Below are 24,373 nucleotides of genomic sequence, written 5' to 3'. Positions count from 1 at the left end.
GGAAAAGCTCAGTTGATCCGGACCATGGCGGCGCGCAGCGAAGCGTTGGTGCCGCCGGAGATGTTGGCGCCGGTCTTGCCGTTGACGGAGACCGTGGTCTTCGCGTCGATGGACACCGATCGCCCGGACAGGTTGATGTCGCCCATCCCGGCGTCGAGCGTGATGCCGCGATCGGTGACCGACACGGTGCTCATCGCCCCGCGACCGCCGGGACGCTTCACCGCGATCTCGACGCTGCGGCCGCGTTCGTCCATCCGTACTTCGAGCCGCTTGTTCCCGCTGGCGATGCGCACCCCGGGCGGCCCCTGCATGCCGTCGATCAGCTCCAGCCGGTTGCCCTTGCGGGACACCAGCGAACGCCTGTTGACCTTGCCGGTCCGGCGGTCCACCAGCGGCAGGTCGTGCTCGGACGGGGAGTCCTTGCCGTTGTAGAGCCCGCCGAGCACGTAGGGCTTGTCCAGGCAGCCCTGCTCGAACCCCACGAGCACCTCGTCGTTGACGTCCGGGCTGAACACCCCGCCGCCGCCCTGACCGCCGAGCTGCACGGTGCGGACCCAGTCGGTGACGTACTTGGCGTCCAGCCAGGGGAACTTCAACTTCACCCAGCCGCGCTGGGCCCGGCCCGCCTCCTTGATGTCGGTGACGATGCCGGTCGCCAGTCCGGGCATCCGCGATCCGGGATCCGGTGCGCCGGCGCCGGTGGTCAACCCGGCCAGCGACCGGTCCGGCGAGGTGCTGACCAGCACGGTGGTGCGGTATCCGGTGCCGGGTTCGAGCACGTGGTGCACCGCGGTCGCGGTGTAGCGGCCGGAGAACTTCTCGCCCGCGTTGCCCAGCGTCACCGGGGTGCCCGCGCGCAGCTCGGTGTTGCCGTTGACGACCGCTTCGAGTTCGCCGAGGCCCGCGCTCACCGAGTCGGCCAGCGCGCCCGCGGCGGCTTGGGCTTCCGCCCGGGTGCTGTACGGGGTGTCGGTGACGACGAGCTTGCGGCCCTTGCCGAACTTCTTGGTGGCTTCCGTGGCGGTCATGCCCGGCTTTGTGGTGCTGCTGCTGGTGACGGGCCTGTTGGCCACCACCGCGGTCTTGGTCTGCACGTCCCAGCCGCGGACCTGGACGCTGTTGACCTGGTCGGTGGAGGTGAGCACGGCCCGCAGCGCCTTCAGGTTGTCGCCGTACTCGAGCACGAACGGGCTGGCCGATGCCCGGGTGCGCGGCGCCGGTGCCCCGGAGGCCGGGTCCAGCGGGAGGAAGTCGAGTTTGCCGTTCTCGTCGACTTGCACGGTGGCTCCGTGTTCCTGGGCGAGCTGTTGCAGGAATTCCCAGTCCGAGACGTTGGCCTGGGACAGCTGCTGGTAGGTGACCCGCTTGGGCGTCTTCACCCGACCGGCCCGCAGACCCGCTCCGGTGACGACCTTCCGCACGATCTGTTCGACGGCCATGTTCTGGAACGCCTGCACCTTGCGGCCGCGCATCAGCCGGTGCGCCTTGCTCATCGCCCGCACGATGGTGAACGTGCCGGTGCCGTCGTGGTCCAGTTCCAGCGAGGTGATCTCGCCGGTGAACAGCTTCTGCTCGCCGCTTTCGTTGGTGGCGGTGACCGAGACGGCCAACTGCTCGCCGATGGCGAGCTTGGGGTTGTCGGTGAGCAGCTCGTGGTCCGGGTCGCGGAAGGTCACCAGCGCCTCGTCCGGCAGCCCGACGTTCTCGTCGACGACGCAGGAGACCAGGTTGTCCTGCCACTTCTCGGGCAGCTTCGCGCCCGCCCGGATGATCGGGTAGGCGGCGATCGAACGCCCGCTCTCCTTGCCGCTCATCGCGCACCGTCCAGTTCGGTCTCTTCGGGCACGAGCAGTTCGCTGCCCGGGCGCAGCACCATCGGGTCGTCGATGCCGTTGGCCTCGGCGATGATCCGCCACACCGTCGCGTCGCCGTACTCCTGCCAGGCCAGTTGCGGCAGCGTGTCACCGGCCACCACCCGGTGCGTGCGGCGCGCGTTCTCGGCGCCGGATGTGGGGTTCTGGCCGGGTTCGTCGACGGTGGCTTCCTCGATGGCCAGCGAGCAGGTCGCGCGCAGCGGCTTGCCGTCGACGTCGAACAGCGAGTAGTCCACCGAGAAGTTCGTCAGCACCCCGTTGAACGAGGTGGTGCGCGCGGTGCCCCACTCGAACCGCACCCACGGGCTGGCGGGTTTCTTCTTCTTCAGGCTTTTCGGGCTGGGCACGCACGCGACCATGAGGTCTTCGACCTTCTTCTCCACGGAGTCGTCGTGCTTGCTGGTGGCGTCCAGGAAGACCTCCAGCGACAGCGAGCGCGGGCCGCTGCCGACGAACTCCGGCATCGCCGATTCGGAGGCGGAGCGGGCGGGTTTGCGCCGCCACTCGGTGCTCTTGGTCAGCGCCAGCTTGTTCGGGTTGAACTGCAGGCGGACGCGTTTGATCGTGGCGCCCGGCTTCGCCCCGGTCTTGGCGGGCGGCTCCATGATGCGCAGCTGGGCCCGGGTGAGGTTGCGGCCCGGTGCGGTGACCATCGGTGTGCCTCCTGTCAGGACGGTTGCAAGCCCTGGTGGGCGATTTCGAGGGTTTCCACCGCGGCTTCCGAGCTGGCCGGGTCGAACGACGGGCCCTGCCAGCTGACCGGGACGATGCCCTGGATCTGCCAGCGGGCGATCGGGGTCAGGTCCGGGCGCAGCGCGACGATCTCGCCGTCCTTCGGCGTGTTGCGGCGGATGGTGCGGGTCAGCCAGCGCGAGATCTTCATCGTGTCCTCGGTGACCGGCCGGGTCAGCGTGATGTTGGTCCAGGTCAGTCGGGTGGGCAGTTGCCAGGCGAACGAGTTGTTGCCGCCTTCGGCGAACTCCTCGACCTCCAGCTGGGCGCCGAGCCCGCTGCAGCTGTGGAAGCGGCCCAGCTCGTTACCCGCGATGGTGAGCTGGAAGAACACACTGCTGGCGAAGATGTCGTCGGCCACGGGGGTCCTTCCTGATCAGCGGCGGCGGTCGTAGGGGCGGCCGAAGCGTTCGCGGCTTTGGCGCAGTTCGGCGCGCAGCAGCCGGCGCAGCGGGTCCAGCAGCTTGCGGGCCATCTCTTCGAGGTCGGGGTCGGCCGTGCTCGATCCCGCTTGCTCGCCCTGCTGGTCCTGCCGCCCGGTCTTCTCCGCCGCGTCCCGTTGCACGACGTTGATCGGAACGCCTTGCGGGACACTTTGGACTCGGGGGCCGGGATTCTGCGCGGGCTGCTGCGTTTTGCGTTGCACGGCCGGGGTTTTCGCCGGACCGGGTGGTGGGCCTGCGGTGCCCGGTCCGGGCTGGGGGAGGGGGAAAGGCCCGGGCGCTTCGGAGCGCTGCACGACGCTGCCCGGGCCCGGTGGCTCGTTCCCTCCGGTGCTGGGCGGATCACCGCCGAGCGGGGACGCAGCGGGCGTGCTCGGGACGTGCGGGAGGCTCGGCGCAGCCGCAGGGGGGTGCGGGCTCGTCCGGCTGGACGGGTTCGTCTGCGGTGTGCCGGGGGAACTCTGTGCTGTGCCGGGGGAACCCGACGGCGTGCCGGAGGAACGTCGCCAACGCGGTTGGACGACCGGCGTCGCTGAGTTCGTCGGCTCGGCTGCCCGTTGCAGCGCGCCCTCGACGTGCAACGGTCGTTTCGCCAGCAGCGACCGGGATTCCGGTGCCGCGAACGGCGATCGATCCGTCCACTTCGGTCGGACGAGCTGCGGTCCGCCTCCCAGGGAGGTGTCGGCGGCGCCCGGATGGCTCTCGCCCGGTTTCGGCAACACCAGCGGAGGCGTTTCGGCACCGGAGTCCGCGTGGCCGGACGTGCTGCGTTGGACGGGTGAGCTCGGGGCGCGCGAGCCGGTCGTCGCCGCTTTCCCGGGCTGGTCAGGATCGGTCGGCCCGGAGCTCGGATTCGCGGACTCGGGCTGGGTGGATGTCGTCATGCGTTGCAGCGTCGGCCGCTGCTCGGCCGGGGACGCCGGGCTGGAATGCTGCGCCGTTGCCGGTCCGGCGACCGGGAGGTGCGCAGGATCGGGAGTTTCCAGCGGGTTGGGCGTCGCGGCCTCGGATCGTTGCACCGAGTGCGTTTCCGGGGAAACCGTCCGGTTTTCGGTTCGGTCCGAGTGCGAGGACTCCGGTGCACTATCCGTCCACTGTGGTGTGTTCTGCTCGCCGAGGACGGGGCGATCGGCGTGCGAATCCTGCGCACGCTGGATGTTTCCCGAAAGCGGCAGCGGATCGGCGGAAGCGGTCGTGCTGGCCGGGTCGCCTTCCGCCAGCGGGCGAGCGGACTGCGGGATCGCGGCGATCGGACTGCCCAGCCCGACGGTGGGTTCCACGGGCCGAACGGGATCGCCGACGCTGCGTTGCACCGTACCGTCGGCATCGCGGTCGTCGGCACTGCGGGAAGCACGCCGTTGGACCGACGGACGGTCACCGGAATTTCCCGATTTTGCGGCGGAATCCGCTGCGGGATCGCCGGTTCCAGGTCCGGCCGAGTGCGCGGGAGGCGTCGAGCCACCATCGCTGTTCGGGGCGGGCGCGGCACCCTTTTTCTGCGATGCGGACCCGGTGTCTCGTTGCACGGGGTTCTTCCCGCCGCTGTTGTCGCCGGGGCCACCGCTCGGCTTGGACGGTGCGGGCCGTGGTGCGGGTTTCGCTGCTGATGATGCTTCCACGGAAGAACCGGGGGATTCCGGCGTGCTCGCGGAACCTTCCCGGCCGGCCAACGGCAGCGGGTTCTCCGTCGGCTGCGGGGAATGCGCGACCTGAGCGTTCGGCGGCAGGTCGTGCAGCGGTTCGCCGATCGTGGACAGCGGCGGCGCGTCGGCGCGCACTGAGCGCTGCAACGGCGGCGCGTCTTCGCGGGAAGGCGCGTCCGGAGATTCCGGCGCTGCGCCCGCGGGCGACGCGTCGGTGTTCGGATGCTTCGCCGAAGAGCTCGGGGCCGAAGAAGTCGTCGTGCCGCGCGAGGTTTCCGATTTCGTTGCGGAAACCGAGGATTCGGGCTTCGCGACCGCCGAGCCGGGCACGGCGGGCACCGGCCGCGGCGCGAGCGGCGTCGCCAGCCGGGCGACGGTCAGCGGTGGCCGGACCTGCTGCACCGGCACCGGTTTCCGCTGCACGGGCGGGGAAACGTGCGAAGCGCCCGAAGCCGGCTCAGCGGTCGAAGCGGGACCGTCCGTGCCGCGGGATGCAGGACCGCCCGAGCCTGAACCGCTCGCGCCCACCGGGGAAACCGCGTCACCGGAAGCGCCACTGCCGATGTTTCCGCTGTCGGTGTTCCCAGAGCTCCCAGTCCCGGAGTTCCCGGTGCCAGCGGCCGCGCTTCCGGAACCCGCAGTACGCGGACCCCCAGTACGCGGACCCCCAGTACGCGACCCCGCAGTACGCGAGCGCGCAGGGCCCTTACGGCGCGAAACAGCACTCCGCGAAACAGCACGGCCGGAGCCCGCGGAACCGGAGCCGGAGGTACCGGAGCCAGCATCACCGGATGCAGCATCACCGGGTTCAGCATCACCGAGTTCCGGGCCCGCGAGCCGAACCGGCAGCTGCTCGTCCGAACTCCGCTGCACCGGCGTACCCGGAACCACCTGCGCCAGCCCGGTCATCACCCCGGAAGGCGCGTCCGCGCGCACGCGATGGCCCAGCTCGCCCAGCACCCCGTGCCGCTGGTACGAGGTCACCGACTCGGTGAACCGCGCCGCCTGCGTGACGTCGCAGCCCGCTCGCTGCACCACCCCGGTCATCGGCGTGCTCCGGCGCCAGCCGCCGTCCCAGGCCGGATCGGCCTGCGGGGCGGGAGCGTCGTGCGAGGCGTCCGGGCCGCGGTCCGGTGACGCGGTCCTGTTGCGGCGGCGGAAGGGATTCCAGCGCGGCACCGTCTCACCCGCCCTCGTTCAGTCGCTGGTTGATGTTCGCGATCTCGCGCACCCAGCGCCTGCGCTCGAGGTGGTCCAGCTCCAAGATCTCCTCGCGCGGCCAGTGGAAGTGGTAGGCCACGTAGGCGACCTCTTCGTAGAGCCGGTCGGCCGCGCAGGTCACGATTCCCCCAGGCGACCACCCGCCAGGTCGATCTCGAAGCTGGCCGAGCAGGACGGGCAGGTGACCCCGGCCCTGGTGTGGCCCTCGCTGTTGATCCGGCGGTAGAAGTCCTGCAGGAACGCGATGTCGGTGGCGTACATGTTCTCCACCAGCCCGGCGTGCACGCTGGTGAGATCGCCGAGGCGGGTGATGACCTGGCTCAGCAGCACCACGCTCAGGTATGCCGGGTTCTCCTTGACCCGCAGGTCGATCTGCGGGCGCAGCTCATCCCGCGCGGTGGCCAGCCGCATCCGGCCGTGCCGGTGCACGGTGCCGTCGGTGTGCAGGTAGCCGCGCGGCAGTTCGAAGTCGAACTCGGCGTGCGGTGCCTGCTGGCCGCCGGACGGCTCCTGCCCACCGGTGGACTGCGGTGCGCGGCTCTCCGCCGCCTCGGGGCGATTGCGCCCCGCGGCCTCGTCGAGGTCGGACAGCGATGTGATCTTCCGTCTCACTCGAGCTCGATCCGTTCGAAGACGATGGTGGCCTTCTCGGTGGCGGCGTTGGATTCCCCGGCGGTGAGTTCCGGGCCCTCCCATTTGCTGACCCAGGCGTCGAACAGCATGATGCGGCGCACGGATTCCCCTTTGGAATCCATCACCTCGATGGTCAGGTTCTCCCGCGCGTTCTCCACGTCGCCGTCGATCAGCGTCTTGTTCAGCCATTGGGAGAACTCGGAACTCTTGTCCAGGCCGCGGGTGATGGTGACCTCGCCGCCTTGCTGCGGGCCGGGCTGGCGCTTGACCATCGGCTTGCCGGTCGGGGTCGTTTGCGGGATGTCCACCACCTCTTGCTCCAGTACCAGACCGCTGACCTCTTTGACCGTCTCGACCTGCACGCTGCCGAGTTCGACACCGAACCGGTGGACGGACAGCGCATCACCTTCGGCCATGATCGATCACCTTTCACGTTGCTGGAGTGTCATTCGCTGAGCAGGCTGGTGCTGTCGGAGAACTGCGAGAGCCGGAAGATGACGAACTCCGCGGGTTTCACCGGCGCCACTCCGATCTCGCACACCACCCGGCCGAGGTCGATGGATTCCTGCGGGTTGTTGTCCCGGTCGCACTTGACGTAGAAGGCTTCGTCCGGAGTGCGGCCGAAAAGCGCGCCGTCGCGCCACGCCTCGTGCAGGAAGGCGCTGATGTTGCGGCGGATGCTGGCCCACAACCGGTCGTCGTTCGGCTCGAACACGACCCACTGGGTGCCGAGCAGGATCGACTCCTCCAGGTAGTTGAACAGCCGCCGCACGTTCAAGTACCGCCAGGCAGGGTCGGAGGAAAGGGTGCGGGCACCCCAGATCCGGATGCCGCGCCCGGCGAACGCGCGCACGCAGTTCACGCCGATCGGGTTGAGCTGGTCCTGCTCGCCCTTGCTCAGCCGCGTCTCCAGATCCACCGCGCCGCGGATCACCTCGTTGGCCGGTGCCTTGTGCACGCCGCGTTCGTTGTCGCTGCGCGCCCAGACTCCGGCGACGTGCCCGCTCGGCGGCACCAGTGCGTTGCGTCCGGTGCCCGGGTCGAAGACCTTGATCCACGGGTAGTAGAGCGAAGCGTAGTGCGAGTCGTAACCGGCCTGGTCGGCCCGCCAGTTCCGCACCTGCTGGGCGTTCAGCCCGGGCGGGGCGTCCAAGATCGCGACCCGGTCGCCGAGCTGCTCGCAGTGCGAGATGGCCGCCAGCTGCACGGTGCGCACGCCCTCGGCGTCGATCAGCCCGCGCTGGTGGGCGCTCATCAGGTCGGGCACCGCGACCATCGTGATCTCGTCGACCGTTTCCAGGCCGCCGAACCCGGTGCGCGCGGCGAGGTCCCCGACGTACTCGCCGGCGTCCACTTTGGCCGGTGCGTTGCTCGGCGCCGGGGTGGCGGGCAGCGTGACCGACTGGTTGTCCGGGCGGCTCAGCGCCGCTGCGGGCTCGGTGATCTCGATGAGCTTGGAGCGTTCGCGGACCTGGTTGACCACGTAGCTCTTGACGTTGCGCCGGGTGGAGACGTCGAAGGTCTCGCTGACCTTGCCGCCCTGGCGCACCAGCAGCTTGAACCGGTCGTCCGGCGGGTTGTCCCCGTCCGCGTCGGCGACCTCCACGGTCACCTCGCCGCCCGCGCCCGGCAGCGCGGAGATCCGCAGGTCGCCGAGTTCGACCGGGTCCGGGCGGGATTCGGCGGGCGCTGCGGACTGCGCGGAGGTCTGCGCGGGTCCGCCGATGCGCACGACGTAGGCCGAGCCGCCGCCGTTGGCGAAGTAGCCGTACACCGCGTGCGCGAGGTACCCGTCGTCGAACCCGCCGAAGTTCTCGACGTACTGGTTCCAGTTCGTCACCAGCGTGGGTTCGTGGAACGGCCCTTGCGGCGCGAACCCGACGAAGGCGGCGACCGCGGTCCCGACGCCCTCGATCGGCCGCGAGCCGTTCTGGACCTCTTCGACGTACACGCCTGGGGACAGGTACGACGGCATGTGCGCTCCTCGGTGTGCGGCGATCTCCCAGCGGGCAGCTTCGCGAGCCGTGGCGGGGTGCCGACAGGTCCGCGCGGCCCTGGCTGAGGGCAGCACGGGTGCCTTCGCGGGCAGCGGATCGTTGCCTTTCGGGACGCGCAGGTGGTGTTGCCCGCGGTGCTGCCCTTCCGTGCATTCCGTCGTGCCCGCGCGAGCGGGTACGTGTGGTGCCGAGCCGTGCGATCCGGAGGGGAACCATGCGCGAACGGCAGGAGCCGGGCAAGGACTCGACAAGTCGCCACGAGCGACCACGACGCGCCGCACCCGCACCGGAATCCGGCACCGCCGCGCACCTGCTGCACCTGCAACGGACCCTGGGCAACGCCGCGGTGGCGCGGATGGTCGAAGGCGCGCAGGGCGAGGACGAGGTGCAGCGGTCCAGTGTGCACGGTGTGCTGAGCTCCTCGGGGCAACCGTTGGATGCACCGGTGCGCGAGGAGATGGAATCGCGGATGGGCGCGGATTTCTCGGACGTGCGGCTGCACACCGGCGGCACCGCGCAACGATCCGCGGCCGAGATCGGCGCTCGCGCCTACACCTCCGGCAACCACGTCGTGCTGGGCTCGGGCGCTTCGGACAAGCACACGCTCGCGCACGAGCTCACCCATGTGCTGCAACAACGCTCGGGGCCGGTCGCGGGCACCGACAACGGTGACGGGCTGAAGGTCTCCGACCCGTCGGATCGCTACGAGCGCGCGGCGGAGGACAATGCGCGGCGGGTGATGGCGGATTCGGGATCAGGCCGCACAGACGACGCCCCGGCCGAGTCCGCGTCGCCGCCTTCCGCGGACGAACCGCAGATCCAGCGGAAAGTGGGCTACGAGTTCGAAATTACACCCAATAGGGCATGGCAGTTTTTCGAGAACATACCGAGAGGTGACCAGAAAGGGGGCAAGAGGCTAAAAACGGACACGAAGAATCCCCTTATCGATCTCGGAAGCGGGGCGCATGTTGCTGCGGACAACGGAAATGTGGAATTCGTTACCGACCCGCTGACAACGTTGGATCAGGTGGAAGCCGCAGTAAGTAATATCACTAACTTCCATGAGGATGTTGCCCGAAGGGGCACGCACACGGAACCTAGTGGAAAGTATTCTATCAAAGCCGAAAGCGTCGGTCAGGCGAAACCTCAAGCGTCCTTCGGTATGGCGATGCGGAACATACCCGACCTGGTGAGTGAACTCGATAAGTATCACCAGGGCGACACTGAGCCGCCCGCGAAGAGGACTCGCACCAGGGAGCCGAAGGAGACGAAGGAAAATCGAGACAACGAACAACGAATCTCAGGGGTTCAACCCGGGTTTCCCGAAGCGAAGTCGAACGCGGAGAGAATTGTCGAAGAGCTGAAGGGGCGGGCCAGGGGTGAGTCCCCGCAGGGGGACGGCTGGGAGAAGTCCGCGAAAGGATTCTTAACTGTAATACTGAAGACAATTTACGATCTCACGAAGCAGGGGAGTGACAAAGATGATCCCAAGTACTACTTTTCGATGATGCCGCGTACAGATTTTGTGAGCATGCGGGAAACGTTGCCCGATGACGTCAAGGCCTGGCTGGTTGAAAACTGCGATTCCGGTGTCTTGCCGCTAATGAGTAAGCATTCCGGTGAGGACATCGAACGTCCTGTGTTGAACAAATACAAAAAAGAAATTTCTGGGGTGGAGGTTCCGACGCGAGCTGAGTGGATTAGATCAGTGTTGACCGGCACGGTGGGTGAAAAGGATCTGCTCTCGCCGCCGCCCGGGTATCCCGCGCATGGTGATGGTGGCAAAGAGCCCGAGGGGGTGGGGGCCATGGGGGCGGACCGTACAGAACCGCATCTGTCGGTATTCGAGTTGCGCGACCTCGGCGGCGCGCTGCCTCGGGAGCAGTGGCTATCGCTGGCCTTGCTCATCGCGAAGACGATCGGGCGTGCTACAGATGACAAGCGACTGACCGTTAAGGAAAAGCAACGAGAAGAGTCCACCTGACGATCGGTGGCGTGTCGCAGCAATCCTTCTTAAGGTTAATGGATACTGGCGGTTTGCGTTTTCTGATTAGGGCAACAGCGTGACTGCGAGAATTTCTGAAGTCGTCTCGCTACCTGAACTCGGATTCCAGGATGAGCCTTCCCAGTTTGGCATACTCTTGCCGCACCGCCGCGATCACTTCAGGCATCCCCACCTCGCTTTCGGCTTCGGCCGCGAGGTAGGCGGCGGTGACCGCGCAGGCGCGGATGGAGCCGCCGGAGAGTTCGAAGCGCTCCGCGCAGAAGTCCAGGTCCAGGTCTTCGGCGCGGGGCAGTGCGGTGCCCAGGCAGCGGTCCCACAGGGCGCGGCGCTGCGCGGCCTCGGGCATCGGGAAGTCGGCGATGACGTCCAGGCGCCGGGTGAACGCCTCGTCCAGGTTCGCGCGCAGGTTCGTGGTCAGCACCGCGAGCCCGTCGAAGCTTTCCATGCGTTGCAGCAGATACGCGGACTCGACGTTGGCGTAGCGGTCGTGCGCGTCCTTGACCTGGGAGCGCTTGCCGAAGATCGCGTCGGCCTCGTCGAACAGGAGCACGCCGTTGACCCCGGCCGCCTCGGTGAAGATCCGTTCCAGGTTCTTCTCCGTCTCGCCGACGTATTTGTCGACCACTGTGGACAGATCGATGACGTAGAGGTCCATGCCGAGGTCTGCGGCCACGACCTCGGCCGACATCGTCTTGCCGGTGCCGGATTCGCCCGCGAACAGGGCCAGCACGCCGCGGCCGCGCCCACCACCGGGCCGCATCCGCCATTCGCCGAGCACCCGGTCGCGGTGCCGGGCGCGCAGCGACAGCTCCGTCAGCGCGCGCTGCGCCGACTCGGGCAGCACCAGGTCGTCCCAGCCGACCGAAGGGGTGATGCGGCGGGCGAGCCGCTCCAGACCGGCGCCGTTCTGCGCGCGGACGCCGGCTCGCAGGTCGGCGGTGTCCATCGCCCGGTCGTCGAGCCGGGCGAGCCGGGCGGCGACGGAAGCCGCGCGGCGCACCTGGTCGGGGCCGAGGCGGTACGGGGTCAGGGCTTCGATGTGCTCGGGCCGCGGTGCTTCACCGGCGTCTTCCAGGGCGTCGCGCCATTCCTGCGCGCGCAGCTCGGGTGCTTCGACCGCGATCGAGACCGGCGATTCCCGCGCCCAGCCCGGATCCCAGCTCGAAGCGCCGTGCACGAACACCGGAATCGCCTGCGACGCGGCCACGATCCGCCGCAGCAGCGGGCGCAGCGCCGCCTCGACCGTCTCAAGTGGACCGAAGATGAGACCGGCCCGCCGCAGCCGCGCTTCGCGGATCGCAGCCGCCAGCGCGGCCGCGGGGTCCGGGGCTTCGGTGAGCGCCTGCGGTTGCAGCACGAGAGCGCCGAAACCGCCTGCTGCCAAGGATTCCACCGCTACCTGCGCCGCCGAGCCGTCCGCGCTGCGCAGGTGGACCAGCCGGATACCGGCGTCCAGGCCGCCCGCGAGCCGCTTCGCCGGAGCCGTGGCCGACCGCGGCGCCGGTGCCTCCCGCACCAGCTCGGCCAGCGCAGGGGGCGGCGCATCGGAACCGAGCAGGTGCGCCACCACCCGGTCGGGCACCCGCAAGGTCCGCGTGGCCCACGGCCGCTCCGGCTCGGCCACTTCCAGCAACGAACTCAGCGGCGCTCCCTCGGCGAGCCGGAATCGCCCGTCACCGGCCAGCGGCATCCCGCACAGCTCCAACGCCAAACCGGTGGTGGGGCGCCGCAGCGTCACGTCGTCGTTGAGGTAGCCGTAGAACCGCTCGAACCGCGGGTCCACTTCCGGCGCCAGCGCCACCAGCAGCAGTTCCACGTCGAGTTCGGTCAGCTCGAAATCTGCGGCCAGCCGTGGCAGCCGCAGCCGGTCGTCGGGTTCCGGGGCCGTTTCCCCTTCATCCGCCCAGGAATCACCGGCCGGAAGAGCACCGGACCAAGCTGCGGATGGCGAGTCCAGGATCCGCTCGACGAGCTCGTCGGTCAGGTACAACCCGCGATAGGGATCGTCCGGCGCCGGATCGGTGGCTCGCCGCTTCGCCACTGCCACCCGGACGCGGTTTTCCACTCCGCGCAGCCGCGCCCAGAGGTGGCGCAGATCGGCGCCGCTCATCGCCGCGGACTCCGGTGCCGCCGCCGCGCCTCCGGGTGCCGCGGATCCGGACGCTGCCTGGATGCGGCGAGCCCGTCCCCCTCGTCCACGTTCGTCCCCTCGTAGCGCAGGTGCCGAGGTGTGTCCTGCGCCTGCTCGGTGACCGCGGACTCCGACCGCAGCAGCATGCCCTCGGTGACCGGCGGCCCGGCGGGCAGCCGTTCGCCCGCCAGCGGCGCGGTGATCCGCAGGTTGATCGACGGCTTGAGCGCGCCGCCCAGCGCCGACCACACGTCGGTCACCGACCGGCCCTCCGGCATGTCCCCGCCCGCCTGCATCCGCACCGTCAGCCCCAGTTCGGCCAGCGTTCCGGTGAGCCACCGCTCGGCGAACGACTCGTGCTTGATCAGCCCGCGCAGCACCGCCGAGAGCAACCGGTGCTCGTCCTGCGGGCGGTTCGTCCACGCGGTCACCAGGTAGCTGAGCTGGAACCAGTGCGGGGCGCCGAGCCAGCCGACGACCACGCCGTCCTCGTCGCGCTGCTCGACCGCGCCGGTGCTGCGCAGCGCGGCGTCCTCGCGGATGTCGTAGAGGAACACGCTGACCGTCGGGGAGTTGCGCTTGGCCGCCCAGTCCGTGGTGGGCGGGTCGAACGCGAGCTCCACGCCCGCGCCCGGAACGCCCTCCTCGGCCAGCAACAGCCGTACTCCCTCGTCGGTTTCGTGGATCACGCAGGTCCTTTCGCGGTGGTGGCCCCGGTCAGCGGGGGCCGAGCATCAGTGGCGGTGCGACGGACGGCTTCACCACCAGGAACCGTGCCGTGACCGGCCCGAATCCCGGCCCGGAGGCAGTGATCGTGCGGGGGCCCAGTTCGTCCTTCGGCAGCACCAGCAGCTGCGCGATGAACCGCCCGTCCGCGGCCGGAATGGCGGGCACCGCCGCTGCGGTGATGCCCGGGTCCCAGCGCAGCCGCACCGGTGTTCCCGGTGGGAAGTCGAAACCGCGCACCGAGGTCACGAATCCGGGCTCACCCACCTCCGGCACCGCGACGATCCGCGGCTGCAGCACGCGGTACGGGGTGGTGGCGAAGTTGTCCGCGTCGGTGTTGTCGCTGCCGGTGGTGCGCAAGGTCGCCGAGATCGGCGCTTCGAGCGCCGCGTTCGGCGCCAGCACGACGACTTCGGTCAGCACTCCGCCCGGCGGCAGGTCCGGCAGCAGGCATCGGGTTGCGGTGCAGCCGGGTGGCGCCGCGCTCACCGGCACACCCGGTGGCAGCGCGAGGTCGAGCCGGAGGCCGGTGGCCACGCCCTCGCCGGTGTTGCGCACCGTGAACGTCACGTCGGTACGACCGCCCACATAGGACGGATTCGGGTCGGCGCGGACTGCGACACCGGGTCCGGCCACCGGTGGCGGCGGCGGAGGAGGCGGCGGTGGTGGCGGTGGAGCCAGCGGATTCACCAGCACGGCGGTGTTCGCGGTGTTGTCCGAGCTGTTGGTGTCGCGCAGGGCGCCGGAGGTGCTCCAGCCGACCTGTTGCGGCCCCGGTGTCACCCCGGTCAGCTCCGCGATCACCTGCATCGACTGCCCGGCTTCGAGCACTCCCAAGTCGCACCGAGCGGCGTCGCACTCACCGGAAGGGGCGCGCAGCCGGTCCAGCCGCAATCCCGGCGGCACGTCCACGTCGACCACCGTGCCGGGCGAGGTCGCGGGTCCGCGGTTGGTGACCGTCGCGGTGATCTGCCGCGTCCCGTCCACCGGCACGTCGTCGGCGGTTTCCGGCGCGTCGATGGTCAGGTCCACCGTGGCCTGCCAAGTCGACTCCTTCTGCCGCCCCGGCAGCCGATCCGTGATCGGCGTCAGCCGCCTGGTGGCGACGTCGAGGATCGAGGAGAACTCGGGCTCGGCGGGATTGCTGGTGGCCCGCTGCGACAGCACCATCTGCTTGCCGTCCGGCGACCAGCTGATGTCCCGCGGCTGGAACGGCCCGCTGTCCCCGGCGACCGGCTCGTCGCTGGCCAGGCAGCTCTGCTGGTTGCGCGGCAGCAGCACCGTGCAGCCGTCGCCGGTCAGCGGCACCTGCAGCAGCCCGTCCCGCTCGCGGTTGAACGCGATGCTCTTGCCGTCCGGGGAGAACGCCGGGCTGTCGTCGACCACGTCGCAGTTGCAGACCTTCCCGCTGATGTCGGTCTGGCGGCCCACATCGCCCAACGCGCCTATCGGAGCCGTCCAGATCCGGTTGCGGCGCTGGTCGTCCGGGACGTCGGCGGACCGGCCGCGGCTGAACGCCAACTGGGTCCCGTCCGGCGAGAAGGCGGGCTGGGTGTCGTCGTCATCGGCGTTGCTGGTCGCCAGCCGACCGGTGACCTGCCCGGAGTCGACGTCGACGAGCACGATGCGGCTGCGGGAGCGGGGCGTTTCGGGTCTGCCGCCGGGGCATCTGCGGGCGATCGCGAGCGTGTTGCCGTCCGGGGACCAGACCGCGTCGGTTTCCCAGTCCGCCGTCTCGCGGTCTTCGATCGGCAGCCTGCGCTGGTTGGTGCCGTCCGCGTTCATCAGCCAGATGCGCTGGACCCGCTGCCCGTCGATGGTCTCGAAGCGGCTCACCGCGAGCTGGGTGCCGTCGGGGGAGTAGCTCTGCCGCTGCGTCCACGGGTCGTAGCCTTCGCGCGGCTCGAACAGCCGGATGTCGTTGGTGGCCGCCTCTGGGTCCTCGGTCAGCACCGACATGTTCAGGTCCCGCGGGTCGCTGCCGTCCCTGCGGATGTCCTGCAACCGCGCGGTGTAGCGGGTTTCGCCCGTGGTGCGCGAGACGACCAGCCGGCCGTTCAGCCACGTCGGCGAGTCCGCCAGCCGGTCCTCGTCCAGCAGCAGCTCCGGCGGGGAGGTCACCGGCGGAGTCGCCGGCACGCGGTAGACCCGGTCCAGATCGGTGACCGCTCCCTGCTGGTTCTGGTGGCTCACGAAGATCACTTGTTCGCCGCTGGGCAGCCATGCCGGGCGGCGGCTTTGCCAGCACTGGCACTCGTCGCCCAGCAGCGGGACTTGGCCGGGACCGTCGAGCACGTACACCCGCTGATCGGCGTCGTCGCCGAGGTTGCCGTCCCCGTCGAAGGTGTAGGCGATCCGGTCCTCGTCCACCGGGTTCCACGCGGGTTGCGTTGCGCCACCGTTGGCCAGGTTGGTCACCTGCTGCTGCGCGCCGCCACCGGTCGGGCGCTGGTAGATCTGCCACCGCTGGCCCGAGTCGGACGAGTAGGCGATTTTCGCGCCATCCGGGGAGAACGACGGGAACGTCTCGTTCGAGCCGGTGTCGGCGAGCCGGTGCGCGCCGGTGCCGTCCGCGCGCACCAGCCAAACGTCGCGCTGACCGCCGTCGGCGGAATCGAACGCGACCCACTGCAGGTCCGGCGACAGCTGCGGATGAGCCGCGTCCTGCCCCTCGGTGAGCTTGCGGACGTCGCCGTTCCGCTCGCGCAGGTACACCTGCGGAGTGCGTTCGTCGCGCAGGCTGGTGAACACCACGACACCGTCGCGGGCGGCGGGATCCTGGTCGAAGTGCTGCGGAGTCTCGGAGAGCAACGGCTGCGTGCCCGAGCCCGGAAGACCGTTGGTGGCCCCGATGCTGCGGTGCTGGGTCCCGGAGAACGCGATGCGGCTGGGCGGCGGATCCTGCGGCGGCTGCTGCGCCTGCGCGGGCGGCGCCGAAGCCGAGGGCAGCCAGATGAGCCCGCACAGCACGATGAGAACGCCGGCCAGCGCGGTGTTGCTGCGAGCCGGGCGCGCACTGCCGATCACGGACCACCTCCGGGTGTAGCTGCCCTGCGAATGCTCACCCGCGCGGGCCCGCGCGCAGCAGTAGCCGGCAGGCAGCACACCGGGAAACCCGCCCGGGACTTTCGGGCAACCGGCGCGCGCCCTCCCGCCGAGCGGAGTGGACGGCCTGTTCTTCTTAGCGGGGTTCGCTGACGTGTGGCTATGTCGTTCGTGGCTGCTCTGACCTGCTCGGTGTCCTCATCCCGTCGACCGGGCGCAGCCCTGACAGCCCTCGTGGGGCGGCGAGCGCCCCAGAGTATTCGGTGGGGGGTTACGGGTTGGCTGATGCCGTGTTGCTCTCCTCGGCGCAGCACTGCGTTTGGGTGTGCGTCGTGTCGGAACCGAAGGTGGCGGAGTCGCCTGTGACGACGTAGACCTCCCACGGCTCTTGGCCGGGGCCGTGCACCCACACTTTGTCCTGACGGGCGTAGCAGCAGGTGGTGTCGGCCTCGACGTCGGTGAACAGACCGAGGGCGCTGAGTCGTTCGGTAGCGGCGGTGACTTGCGCAGTGCTGTCGACCTCGACACCGAGGTGATCCATGAGGGTGTCCTGACCGGCTTCGCCTTCGAGCAGGACGAGTTTCAGCGGCGGCTCGGTGAGGGCGAAGTTGGCGTAGCCGGGCCGGAGCTTGGCCGGTTCGGTGCCGAACAGCTTCGAGTAGAACGCGATGGAGCCTTCGAGATCGCCGACCCGCAAGGCGAGCTGCATCCGTGACATGACCTCTCCCTGTTTAGACGTGCATCTAATCAAGCCCTGCGACAAGCTTGCTCCTTGGTTCGATGGACGTCAAGATAGAAGCATGTCGAAGCAAGAGTTGCCGGGTGATGAGGCGGAGCTGTGCTGTTCGCCGGTGCTGCGGGAACCGCTGGATGCCGAGCAAGCGGGTGCGCTCGCGCGGGTGTTCAAGGCGATCGGTGAGCCGGTGCGGTTGCGGTTGCTGTCGCTGATCGCTTCGCACGCGGGTGGTGAGGCGTGCGTGTGCGATCTGACCGGGGCGTTCGAGCTGTCCGGTCCGACGATCTCGCACCACCTGAAGATCTTGCGCGAATCCGGAGTGATCGACGGAGAACGGCGAGGTACCTGGGTCTACTACCGGGTGCGGCCCGAGACGCTGCGGCTGGTCTCGGACGCGCTCGCCCCCGCCGGAGAAGTCCCGGTGGTTTCGCGATGACCGGCACAGCACAGCGCCCGCGCAGCGAACAGGCCGTTGCGGCGAAGCTGTCCACTCTGGACCGTTTCCTGCCGGTGTGGATCGGCGCGGCGATGCTCCTCGGGCTGCTGGCCGGACGGTGGATACCGGGGCTTGGCTCGGCATTGGATGCGGTGCAGCTGGACGGGATCTCGCTGCCGATCGCGGTCGGGCTGCTGGTGATGATGTATCCCGTGCTGGCCAAGGTCCGCTACGACCGGCTGGATACGGTCACCGGCGACAAGCGGCTCATGGTCTCGTCCCTGCTGCTGAACTGGGTGCTCGGCCCGGCGCTGATGTTCGCGCTGGCCTGGACGTTGCTGCCGGACCTGCCGGAGTACCGCACCGGATTGATCATCGTCGGACTCGCCCGGTGCATCGCGATGGTCATCATCTGGAACGACCTAGCCTGCGGTGATCGGGAGGCCGCCGCCGTACTGGTGGCGCTGAACTCGGTGTTCCAGGTCATCGCCTTCGCCGGACTCGGCTGGTTCTACCTGAGCGTGCTACCCGGCTGGCTCGGCCTGGCCACGGTCGGCCTGGACGTCTCGGCCTGGGCGATCGCGAAGTCCGTTCTGATCTTCCTCGGCATCCCGCTCGTGGCGGGATACCTCACGCGCAAGTTCGGCGAACGCGCCAAGGGCCGCGACTGGTACGAAGCCCGTTTCCTGCCGAAGATCGGCCCGGCCGCGCTCTACGGACTGCTGTTCACCATCGTGATCCTCTTCGCCCTGCAAGGCGACCAGATCACCAGCCGTCCCCTCGATGTCGCCCGCATCGCCCTGCCGCTGCTGGCGTACTTCGCCCTGATGTGGGCCGGATCTTTCGCACTGGGCAAGCTGATCGGCCTGAGCTACGAGCGTTCCGCCACGCTGTCGTTCACCGCGGCGGGCAACAACTTCGAACTCGCCATCGCCGTAGCGATCGCCACGTTCGGCGTCACCAGCGGCCAGGCACTCGCCGGGGTCGTCGGGCCTCTCATCGAGGTCCCCGTGCTCGTCGCCCTGGTCTACGTCTCGCTAGCCGCACGCCGCTGGTTCAGCACCCCTGAGCCAGTGCAGGAAGCGTCGCCCGCCCGATGAAACCCAACGGAGATACCGTGACCGACCCGCCGGAAGTTCTGTTCGTCTGCGTGCACAACGCGGGCCGATCCCAGATGGCCGCCGCTCTGTTGCAGCACCATGCGCAGGGCAGGGTGACCGTCAGGTCGGCGGGATCGGCGCCGGCCGCGAGCATCAATCCCGCCGTGCATGAGGTCATGCTCGAGCTCGGCATCGACCTCGCCCACGAGGCGCCGAAAAGGCTCACCACCGGAGCCGTCGAGGCGGCTGACGTCGTAATCACCATGGGCTGTGGCGACGCCTGCCCCGTCTTCCCCGGCAAGCGCTACCTCGACTGGCGCCTCACCGACCCGGCAGGCAAATCCATCGAAGAGGTCCGCACCATCCGCGACAACATCGACCAGCGCATCCGCGATCTCTTCGCGGAACTGGTCAACAGCTAACCACCGACAGCTGGCGGGAGCTCCGGCGCGAGAACTGTGCAGACGACCTGCGGATCAGCGGCGCGACGCGCCCCGTCGGTGTGCGGACCACTCATGGGTGACGGCCGCCATGTGTCGTTTCCACGGCGCCGGGTCGTCGGTGGCGATCTGCTCCCACACGCGAGCGTTGGCGCGCACGAAGATGTCAATCGCTTCGGCCGATGCCGCGGCTAGCGACATGGCGAACGGTCCAGCGGTCCGCTCGCTCGGCAGCGGCGCGGACGCCGCTTGATCCGGGTGCTCGCCGGAGCGGACGGGCCGACGGTCCCAACAGATCGGGCGAACCGTCCGTTCAGCGGTGGCGAAGCCCCGAGGCCTCAGATGAGCCCGTGCCGCATCACGTATCCGACGGCGTGCGCGCGGTTGCGCAGCTGCAACCGGGTGGTGATCTCGTGCAGCACGTTCTTGACCGTGCGCTCCGAGTAGGACATCTTCACCGCGATCTCGCCGGTGTCGAAGCCTTCGGAGACCAGCCGCAGCACCTCGACCTCCCGCGCGGTCAGCGCGGACAGGCTCAACCCGCCCGATTCGCCCGCGTTGCGCTGCAACTGCCCCACGTGGTCGAGCAACCGGCCCAGCATGTCCCCGGGCAGCACGCCCTCGCCGCGGATCAGCGCGAGCACCAGCGACACCAGCCGGTCCTGGTCGGCTTCGGCGCGGCGCAGCACCGCGCCCACTCCGCACTCGATGGTCAGCCGCAGCGCGTTGTGCCCGAACTCGCCGATCACCAGGCCGGTGCGCGCGGGCGAGCCGCGCTGCAACTGGCGCAGCAGCCGCACGGCCTGCTCGTCGAGCCGGTCCACCACCGCCAGCGCCACCGCGGCCTGGTCGGTCTCGTCCTCGCCGAGCAGCCGCACTTCCGGCCGGGGGCGCAGCAGCGCGATGGTTCCCGCCTGCAACAACTCGTCGGCGGCGTGCACCGCGACCGGCACTCTCGTGGTCATCCGCACTCCAATCTGGTCTGGCACCGCGCTCGGGTGCAGCGCGGGAACGTCGATGCGGGCAGTGGTGTTGCCCCGGTGCTGCCCTCGCGGACCTGCCGTCCGGAGTGCGTGGCGGCTTAACTTCTCTCGGGTGAGCACATCAGCGGAGCTGGAGAGCACGACGATCGCCGTGGCCCCCGGCGGGGAGGCGACCGCCGTCCTTGCGGTGCGCAACGACACCGACATCGTCGAGGCGTACGAGTTCGAGGTGGTCGGCGAGTGCGCGTCGTGGACCGTGGTCGAACCCGCACGGCTCTCGCTTTATCCGGGAACGCGCGGCACGGTGACGCTGCGGCTGCGGCCGCCGCGGTCCCCGGAGGTTCCGGCCGGGGAAGTGCCGCTGGCCGTGCGGGTGCTGCCGGTGGAGCGCCCGGAGCTGGTCACGGTCCCCGAAGGAACCGTCCACATCGGACCGTTCCAGATGCTGCGCGGTTGGCTGGCCCCGCAGCGCCGCCGGGGCTGGCGCAGCGGACGCTTCTGGGTGGTGCTGCACAACCAGGGCAACACCCCGCTCGCGGTAGGGCTGGAACCCGCGGATCCGGCCGAGGAGCTGAAGTTCCGGCTCGACGAGCAGCAACCGGCGCTGGAACCGGGCGAGCAGCGGGAGGTGCGGCTGCGCGCGCGGGCGCGCAAGTTGCACTGGTTCGGGAAACCGCCGAGCAAGCCGTTCACGGTCACCGCCGCACCGGATGCCGGTGAGGTGAGCGAGCACGAACTCGCGCCGCCGGAGCAGTTCGACGGCGAGCTGCACCAGATCCCGATCTTCCCGAAGTGGCTGCTGGCCCTGCTGGCGCTGCTGCTGGCCCTGCTGCTGCTGTGGTTCACACTGGTACGCCCCCAGGTGCAGCGATCGGCGAAGGAAGCGGCCGAGGAACAAGCCCGGGAAATGGCCGCGGCGGGCGAACTCGTGCCGCCCGGCGGGCAGCCGGAGGAACCGCAGCCGGAGCCGCCGAAGCCGCAGCCGGAGACTCCGCCCAAGCAACCGGGTGAAGGGGATGCGCTGAACACCACGCCCGGCGGCGGTCAAGAATCCGTCACGCTGCCCGTGGTGACCGATGGCGCCGACAACGCGGCCGGGACCTGGACGGTTCCGGAAGGGAAGGTGTTCTTCGCCACGGATCTGGTGGTGGCGAACAACCAGGGCGATGAAGGAGTGCTCACGATCTCCTTCGGCGATCGGCTGATCACCCGAATAGCGCTGGAAACCTTCCGGAACCAGGACTACCACTGGGTCACGCCGATCCAGGTTCCCGCCGGGGAGCGGATCACCGCCGCGGTCACCTGCGCGCGGCCCGGCACACCGGCTACCGGGCAGCAGGCCACCCAGTGCTCGGAACTGCTCAACGTCGCAGGCGTGCTCCGGAACGCGCAGCCATGAGCCGCGCACCGGGAACTGGTGCGGCATTCCTCCCCCTCGCCCCGTGGCGCCGCCCGCCCGACCGGCGCGGCGCTTTCGCCAGACAATCACGGGGCGGCTGAATTCGGCCACGAAGTTCGGCACGCAGAAATCGACGCGGTTCCTTCCGGTCGGTACTGCGAGAACCGGCTGTTCGAGTGTCGCGAATCTGCCGTTCGGGTGCATCGCTACCGGCGTTCGCGTGCAAACGATCGTCCGGGAAAGCGCCTTGGCGCAGTATTGTGCCCGGGTCCGCGCGAGCCGGATAATGGTCAGCGGGTTTCGCTCGAAATTTTCCGGGCGCCGGTCCCGCAGCGCCGCGGTTCGCCACCCGGCGCCGGTCTGCGGGGCGGCGTCGGCGCGCCGCCGGGAATGGTGGTGGGTCGATGGCGATAGCGGGTACCGGGCACGGAACGGCCGCGAGCACCCGATTCCCGTACCTGCTCAAGACGCTGCGAGAGGCGGCGGGGCTGACCCAGGAGGACCTGGCCGCGCGTTCCGGGGTGAGTTCCCGCGCGATCAGCGACATGGAGCGCGACCGGGTCGTCCGCCCGCAGGTGCGCACCTTGCAGGCGCTGGGTTCCGTGCTGGCGCCGGAAGGATCGGCCGCGTCGGCGGAATTCCTGCGCCGCGGCCGGGCGAAGGCGGCTGCCGCGCCGCCGCGACCGCAGCGCTGCCCGTCCGGTGGGCGGCCGGAACCACCGCCGGAGATCGCCGATCTGACCGGCCGGGAGCGGGAGCTGCGCGAAGTCCTCGCCGCGGCCGGACGTGCCAGGGGAGCCCGCGCCGCGACGGTGATCACCGTGTCCGGCCCGCCGGGCGTGGGCAAATCCGCCTTCCTGGTGCACGCCGCGCACCGGCTCGCACCACGTTTCCCGGACGGCTGCGTGCATCTGGGGCTGGGCGGGCGCAACTCCGCGCAAGCGCTCGGCGTGCTGCTGAGCGCCCTCGGCGTCCCGGACGACGAGCTGCCCACCAGGTTCGAAGCCCGCGCGAGCCGCTACCGCTCGCTGCTGCGCGACCGCAAGCTGCTGCTGGTGTTCGACGACGTCGTCGAGGAGGGGCAGGTCCGGCCGCTGCTACCCAGCAACCCGGACTGCGTGGTGCTGATCAGCGGTCCCCGCCAGCTCACCGGACTGGAATCGGTCGCGCGCACGGCGCTGGAGCAGCTGCGGCCCGCCGAGTCCGAGCGGCTGCTGTCGTCGATCGCAGGCGCTCGGCGGATCAGCGCCGAGCCGGAGGCGACCGCGGAGCTGGCCGAGCTGTGCGACCACCTGCCGCTGGCGCTGCGCATCGCCGGGAACCAGCTGGCCGCGCGCCCGGGCGCGCGGGTGGAGCAGTTGGCGCGCAGGCTGGCGGCCCCGCACCGCAGGCTCGCCGCGCTCACCGCGGGTGATCTGCAGATGCGCGAGACCTTCGAAGCGTCGTGCCGCCGTTGCACCGAGCCTGCCCTGCACGTGTTCCGCCGGCTGTCCTTGGCGGGCAACGGCGAGATCGCGATCGGGCAGGCGGCCGTGCTCGCCGAGGTGGACGTGGACACCGCCGAACGCGCCTTGGACGAACTGGCCGAGGTCGGGCTGCTGGCCGCCGAGGCCGACGGCCGCTACCGGCTGCGCGAGCTGACGGGGCTGTTCGCGGGTGAGCGCCTGCGCGCCGCCGAGCCGTACTTCCGGGTGGATCAGCCGGTCGGCACGCTGCGCCGTTGCCCTTCCGTACCAGCCGGGTTGCCCACGACGGCGCTGCGGACCGGCCGGTTCAGCTGAGCGGGGACGGCTCTGGTCACCGAACAGGGTCGTGCGACACGATGTTGCACCATGCGCACCGTAGTGTTGATCAACCCCGCTTCCGGCCGGGGCCGCGCCGCCGGGGTCGCGGCCGAGGTGGTGCGGCGGTTCCGCGCCGTGTCGGCCGTGCGGGTCGCGATCGCCCGGACCGCCGAGGACTTCGCCGCCTCGGCCGGTGACGCGGTGGCCGGTGAGGCGGACGTGCTGGCAGTGGTCGGCGGTGACGGTGCGATGCACGCGGCGGTGCAGGCGTGCGTGGGAACCCGCACCGCGCTGGCGGTGATCCCGGTCGGCACCGGCAACGACCTGGCGCGGGCGCTCGGCCTGCCCGCCGATCCGCTCGCGGCGACGCGGGTGGCGGCCGGTGCGCTGCAGGACGGGCAGCGGCGGGTGCTGGACCTGGGCCGGGTGGTCGGCGGGAACCGGTTCGCCACGGTGCTCTGCGCCGGGTTCGACGCGCAGGTCAACGCGCGGGTGAACCGGTCGAAGCTGCCCATCGGGCGCGCCCGCTACGACTTCGCGATCCTGCGCGAGCTGACCCGGCTGCGGGCGATGCCGCTGCGGGTCGAGGCGGACAACACGGTGCTCGACCTGGCCGCGACCTGCGTGGCCATCGGCAACACCACCTCCTACGGCGGCGGTGTGCCGATCTGCCCGCGGGCCGACCCGAGCGACGGCACCTTCGACATCACCGTGGTCGGCGAGGTCGGCCGCGAGGACTTCCTGAAGATCATGCCGACGATGCGCAGCGGCGGGCACGTGCAGCACCCGGCGGTGCGCACGCTGCGGGCCCGTTCGGTGCGGCTGTCGGGCAGCAACGGCTGGGTGGCGTTCGCCGATGGCGAACCCCAGGTGCGGCTGCCGGTCAGCGTGCGCTGCGAACCCGGCGCATTGCGCGTGCTCGCCCCGGCCGAGGCCAGCCTCACCGGAGAAGCAGCGTGAGCATGAGCGTGTTGCGAGCGCCTCGCGGTTGAGCAGCGCCGACGTCGTCCTCGCCGGTGCTCCGGTCAGGGCGGCAACGGTGACC

Annotated in this window: 20 protein-coding genes; 7 read left to right on the top strand and 13 right to left on the bottom strand. The window is 70.0% G+C overall.

The features are described 5' to 3' along the window. Positions 1–8: 8 nt before the first annotated feature. From INP57_RS09210 to INP57_RS09175, 8 genes are all read right to left on the bottom strand, one after another. Complete coding sequence (locus INP57_RS09210; protein ID WP_200069682.1) at positions 9–1,814, bottom strand: VgrG-related protein; 1,806 nt, start codon at positions 1,812–1,814, stop codon at positions 9–11. Continuing rightward, complete coding sequence (locus INP57_RS09205; protein ID WP_200069681.1) at positions 1,811–2,527, bottom strand: CIS tube protein; 717 nt, start codon at positions 2,525–2,527, stop codon at positions 1,811–1,813. Before INP57_RS09205 ends, INP57_RS09210 begins: the two co-directional genes overlap by 4 nt. Positions 2,528–2,541: 14 nt before the next feature. Then, entirely contained in the window at positions 2,542–2,967 is a 426-nt protein-coding gene (locus INP57_RS09200; protein ID WP_200069680.1) for a phage tail protein, read from the bottom strand. Positions 2,968–2,982: 15 nt separating this feature from the next. After that, entirely contained in the window at positions 2,983–3,252 is a 270-nt protein-coding gene (locus tag INP57_RS09195; protein ID WP_200069679.1) for a hypothetical protein, read from the bottom strand. 2,623 nt (positions 3,253–5,875) lie between these two features. Further along, positions 5,876–6,034, bottom strand: a complete 159-nt coding sequence (locus INP57_RS09190) for a DUF6760 family protein (protein ID WP_200069678.1) — start codon at positions 6,032–6,034, stop codon at positions 5,876–5,878. After that, the gene (locus INP57_RS09185) at positions 6,031–6,525 is read right to left on the bottom strand and encodes a hypothetical protein (protein WP_200069677.1); all 495 of its coding nucleotides are present in this window, start codon (positions 6,523–6,525) and stop codon (positions 6,031–6,033) included. Before INP57_RS09185 ends, INP57_RS09190 begins: the two co-directional genes overlap by 4 nt. After that, positions 6,522–6,962, bottom strand: coding sequence for a phage tail protein (locus tag INP57_RS09180; RefSeq protein WP_200069676.1), 441 nt, complete (start codon positions 6,960–6,962; stop codon positions 6,522–6,524). Before INP57_RS09180 ends, INP57_RS09185 begins: the two co-directional genes overlap by 4 nt. Before the next feature lie 29 nt (positions 6,963–6,991). After that, entirely contained in the window at positions 6,992–8,521 is a 1,530-nt protein-coding gene (locus tag INP57_RS09175; protein WP_200069675.1) for a phage tail sheath family protein, read from the bottom strand. A gap of 236 nt (positions 8,522–8,757) precedes the next feature. Between INP57_RS09175 and INP57_RS09170 the strand changes: the two genes are divergently transcribed. Further along, positions 8,758–10,527, top strand: coding sequence for an eCIS core domain-containing protein (locus tag INP57_RS09170; RefSeq protein WP_200069674.1), 1,770 nt, complete (start codon positions 8,758–8,760; stop codon positions 10,525–10,527). Between the two features lie 109 nt (positions 10,528–10,636). Here INP57_RS09170 and INP57_RS09165 read toward each other — a convergent pair whose 3' ends face one another. The 4 genes from INP57_RS09165 to INP57_RS09150 form a co-directional block, all read right to left on the bottom strand. Further along, positions 10,637–12,658 carry an ATP-binding protein gene (locus INP57_RS09165; RefSeq protein ID WP_200069673.1) on the bottom strand — a complete coding sequence of 674 codons (2,022 nt, stop codon included), beginning with the start codon at positions 12,656–12,658 and terminating at the stop codon, positions 10,637–10,639. Then, positions 12,655–13,368, bottom strand: a complete 714-nt coding sequence (locus INP57_RS09160; RefSeq protein WP_200069672.1) for a Pvc16 family protein — start codon at positions 13,366–13,368, stop codon at positions 12,655–12,657. Before INP57_RS09160 ends, INP57_RS09165 begins: the two co-directional genes overlap by 4 nt. A 28-nt stretch (positions 13,369–13,396) precedes the next feature. Then, positions 13,397–16,432, bottom strand: a complete 3,036-nt coding sequence (locus tag INP57_RS09155) for a hypothetical protein (protein ID WP_307849977.1) — start codon at positions 16,430–16,432, stop codon at positions 13,397–13,399. A gap of 289 nt (positions 16,433–16,721) precedes the next feature. Continuing rightward, the gene (locus INP57_RS09150) at positions 16,722–17,168 is read right to left on the bottom strand and encodes an ArsI/CadI family heavy metal resistance metalloenzyme (RefSeq protein ID WP_200069671.1); all 447 of its coding nucleotides are present in this window, start codon (positions 17,166–17,168) and stop codon (positions 16,722–16,724) included. Positions 17,169–17,250: 82 nt separating this feature from the next. Here INP57_RS09150 and INP57_RS09145 point away from each other — a divergent pair, with 82 nt between their 5' ends. From INP57_RS09145 to INP57_RS09135, 3 genes are read left to right on the top strand one after another with little or no spacing between them, the layout of a single operon-like run. Beyond that, complete coding sequence (locus tag INP57_RS09145; RefSeq protein ID WP_200069670.1) at positions 17,251–17,622, top strand: ArsR/SmtB family transcription factor; 372 nt, start codon at positions 17,251–17,253, stop codon at positions 17,620–17,622. Further along, complete coding sequence (gene arsB / locus INP57_RS09140; RefSeq protein WP_200069669.1) at positions 17,619–18,722, top strand: ACR3 family arsenite efflux transporter; 1,104 nt, start codon at positions 17,619–17,621, stop codon at positions 18,720–18,722. Before INP57_RS09145 ends, arsB begins: the two co-directional genes overlap by 4 nt. Positions 18,723–18,739: 17 nt before the next feature. Further along, the gene (locus INP57_RS09135; protein ID WP_307849976.1) at positions 18,740–19,144 is read left to right on the top strand and encodes an arsenate reductase ArsC; all 405 of its coding nucleotides are present in this window, start codon (positions 18,740–18,742) and stop codon (positions 19,142–19,144) included. Between the two features lie 356 nt (positions 19,145–19,500). Here the strand turns inward: INP57_RS09135 and INP57_RS09130 are convergent, their stop codons facing one another. After that, positions 19,501–20,127 carry a helix-turn-helix transcriptional regulator gene (locus tag INP57_RS09130; protein ID WP_200069667.1) on the bottom strand — a complete coding sequence of 209 codons (627 nt, stop codon included), beginning with the start codon at positions 20,125–20,127 and terminating at the stop codon, positions 19,501–19,503. Positions 20,128–20,257: 130 nt separating this feature from the next. Here INP57_RS09130 and INP57_RS09125 point away from each other — a divergent pair, with 130 nt between their 5' ends. The 3 genes from INP57_RS09125 to INP57_RS09115 all read left to right on the top strand — a co-directional run bounded on the left by INP57_RS09125 (position 20,258) and on the right by INP57_RS09115 (position 24,288). After that, positions 20,258–21,544, top strand: coding sequence for a COG1470 family protein (locus tag INP57_RS09125; protein WP_200069666.1), 1,287 nt, complete (start codon positions 20,258–20,260; stop codon positions 21,542–21,544). A gap of 404 nt (positions 21,545–21,948) precedes the next feature. Continuing rightward, positions 21,949–23,325: an XRE family transcriptional regulator gene (locus INP57_RS09120; protein WP_200069665.1), complete on the top strand. Its 1,377-nt coding sequence runs from the start codon at positions 21,949–21,951 to the stop codon at positions 23,323–23,325. Between the two features lie 51 nt (positions 23,326–23,376). Next, on the top strand, positions 23,377–24,288 hold the full coding sequence (locus tag INP57_RS09115; protein WP_200069664.1) for a diacylglycerol/lipid kinase family protein: 912 nt from the start codon (positions 23,377–23,379) through the stop codon (positions 24,286–24,288). Positions 24,289–24,373: the final 85 nt, after the last annotated feature.

The sequence above is a fragment of the Saccharopolyspora galaxeae genome (assembly GCF_016526145.1).
Lineage (GTDB): Bacteria > Actinomycetota > Actinomycetes > Mycobacteriales > Pseudonocardiaceae > Saccharopolyspora_C > Saccharopolyspora_C galaxeae.
The sequence above is the reverse complement of the archived record's forward strand: the minus strand, read 5'-3'. Positions and strand labels throughout refer to the sequence as shown.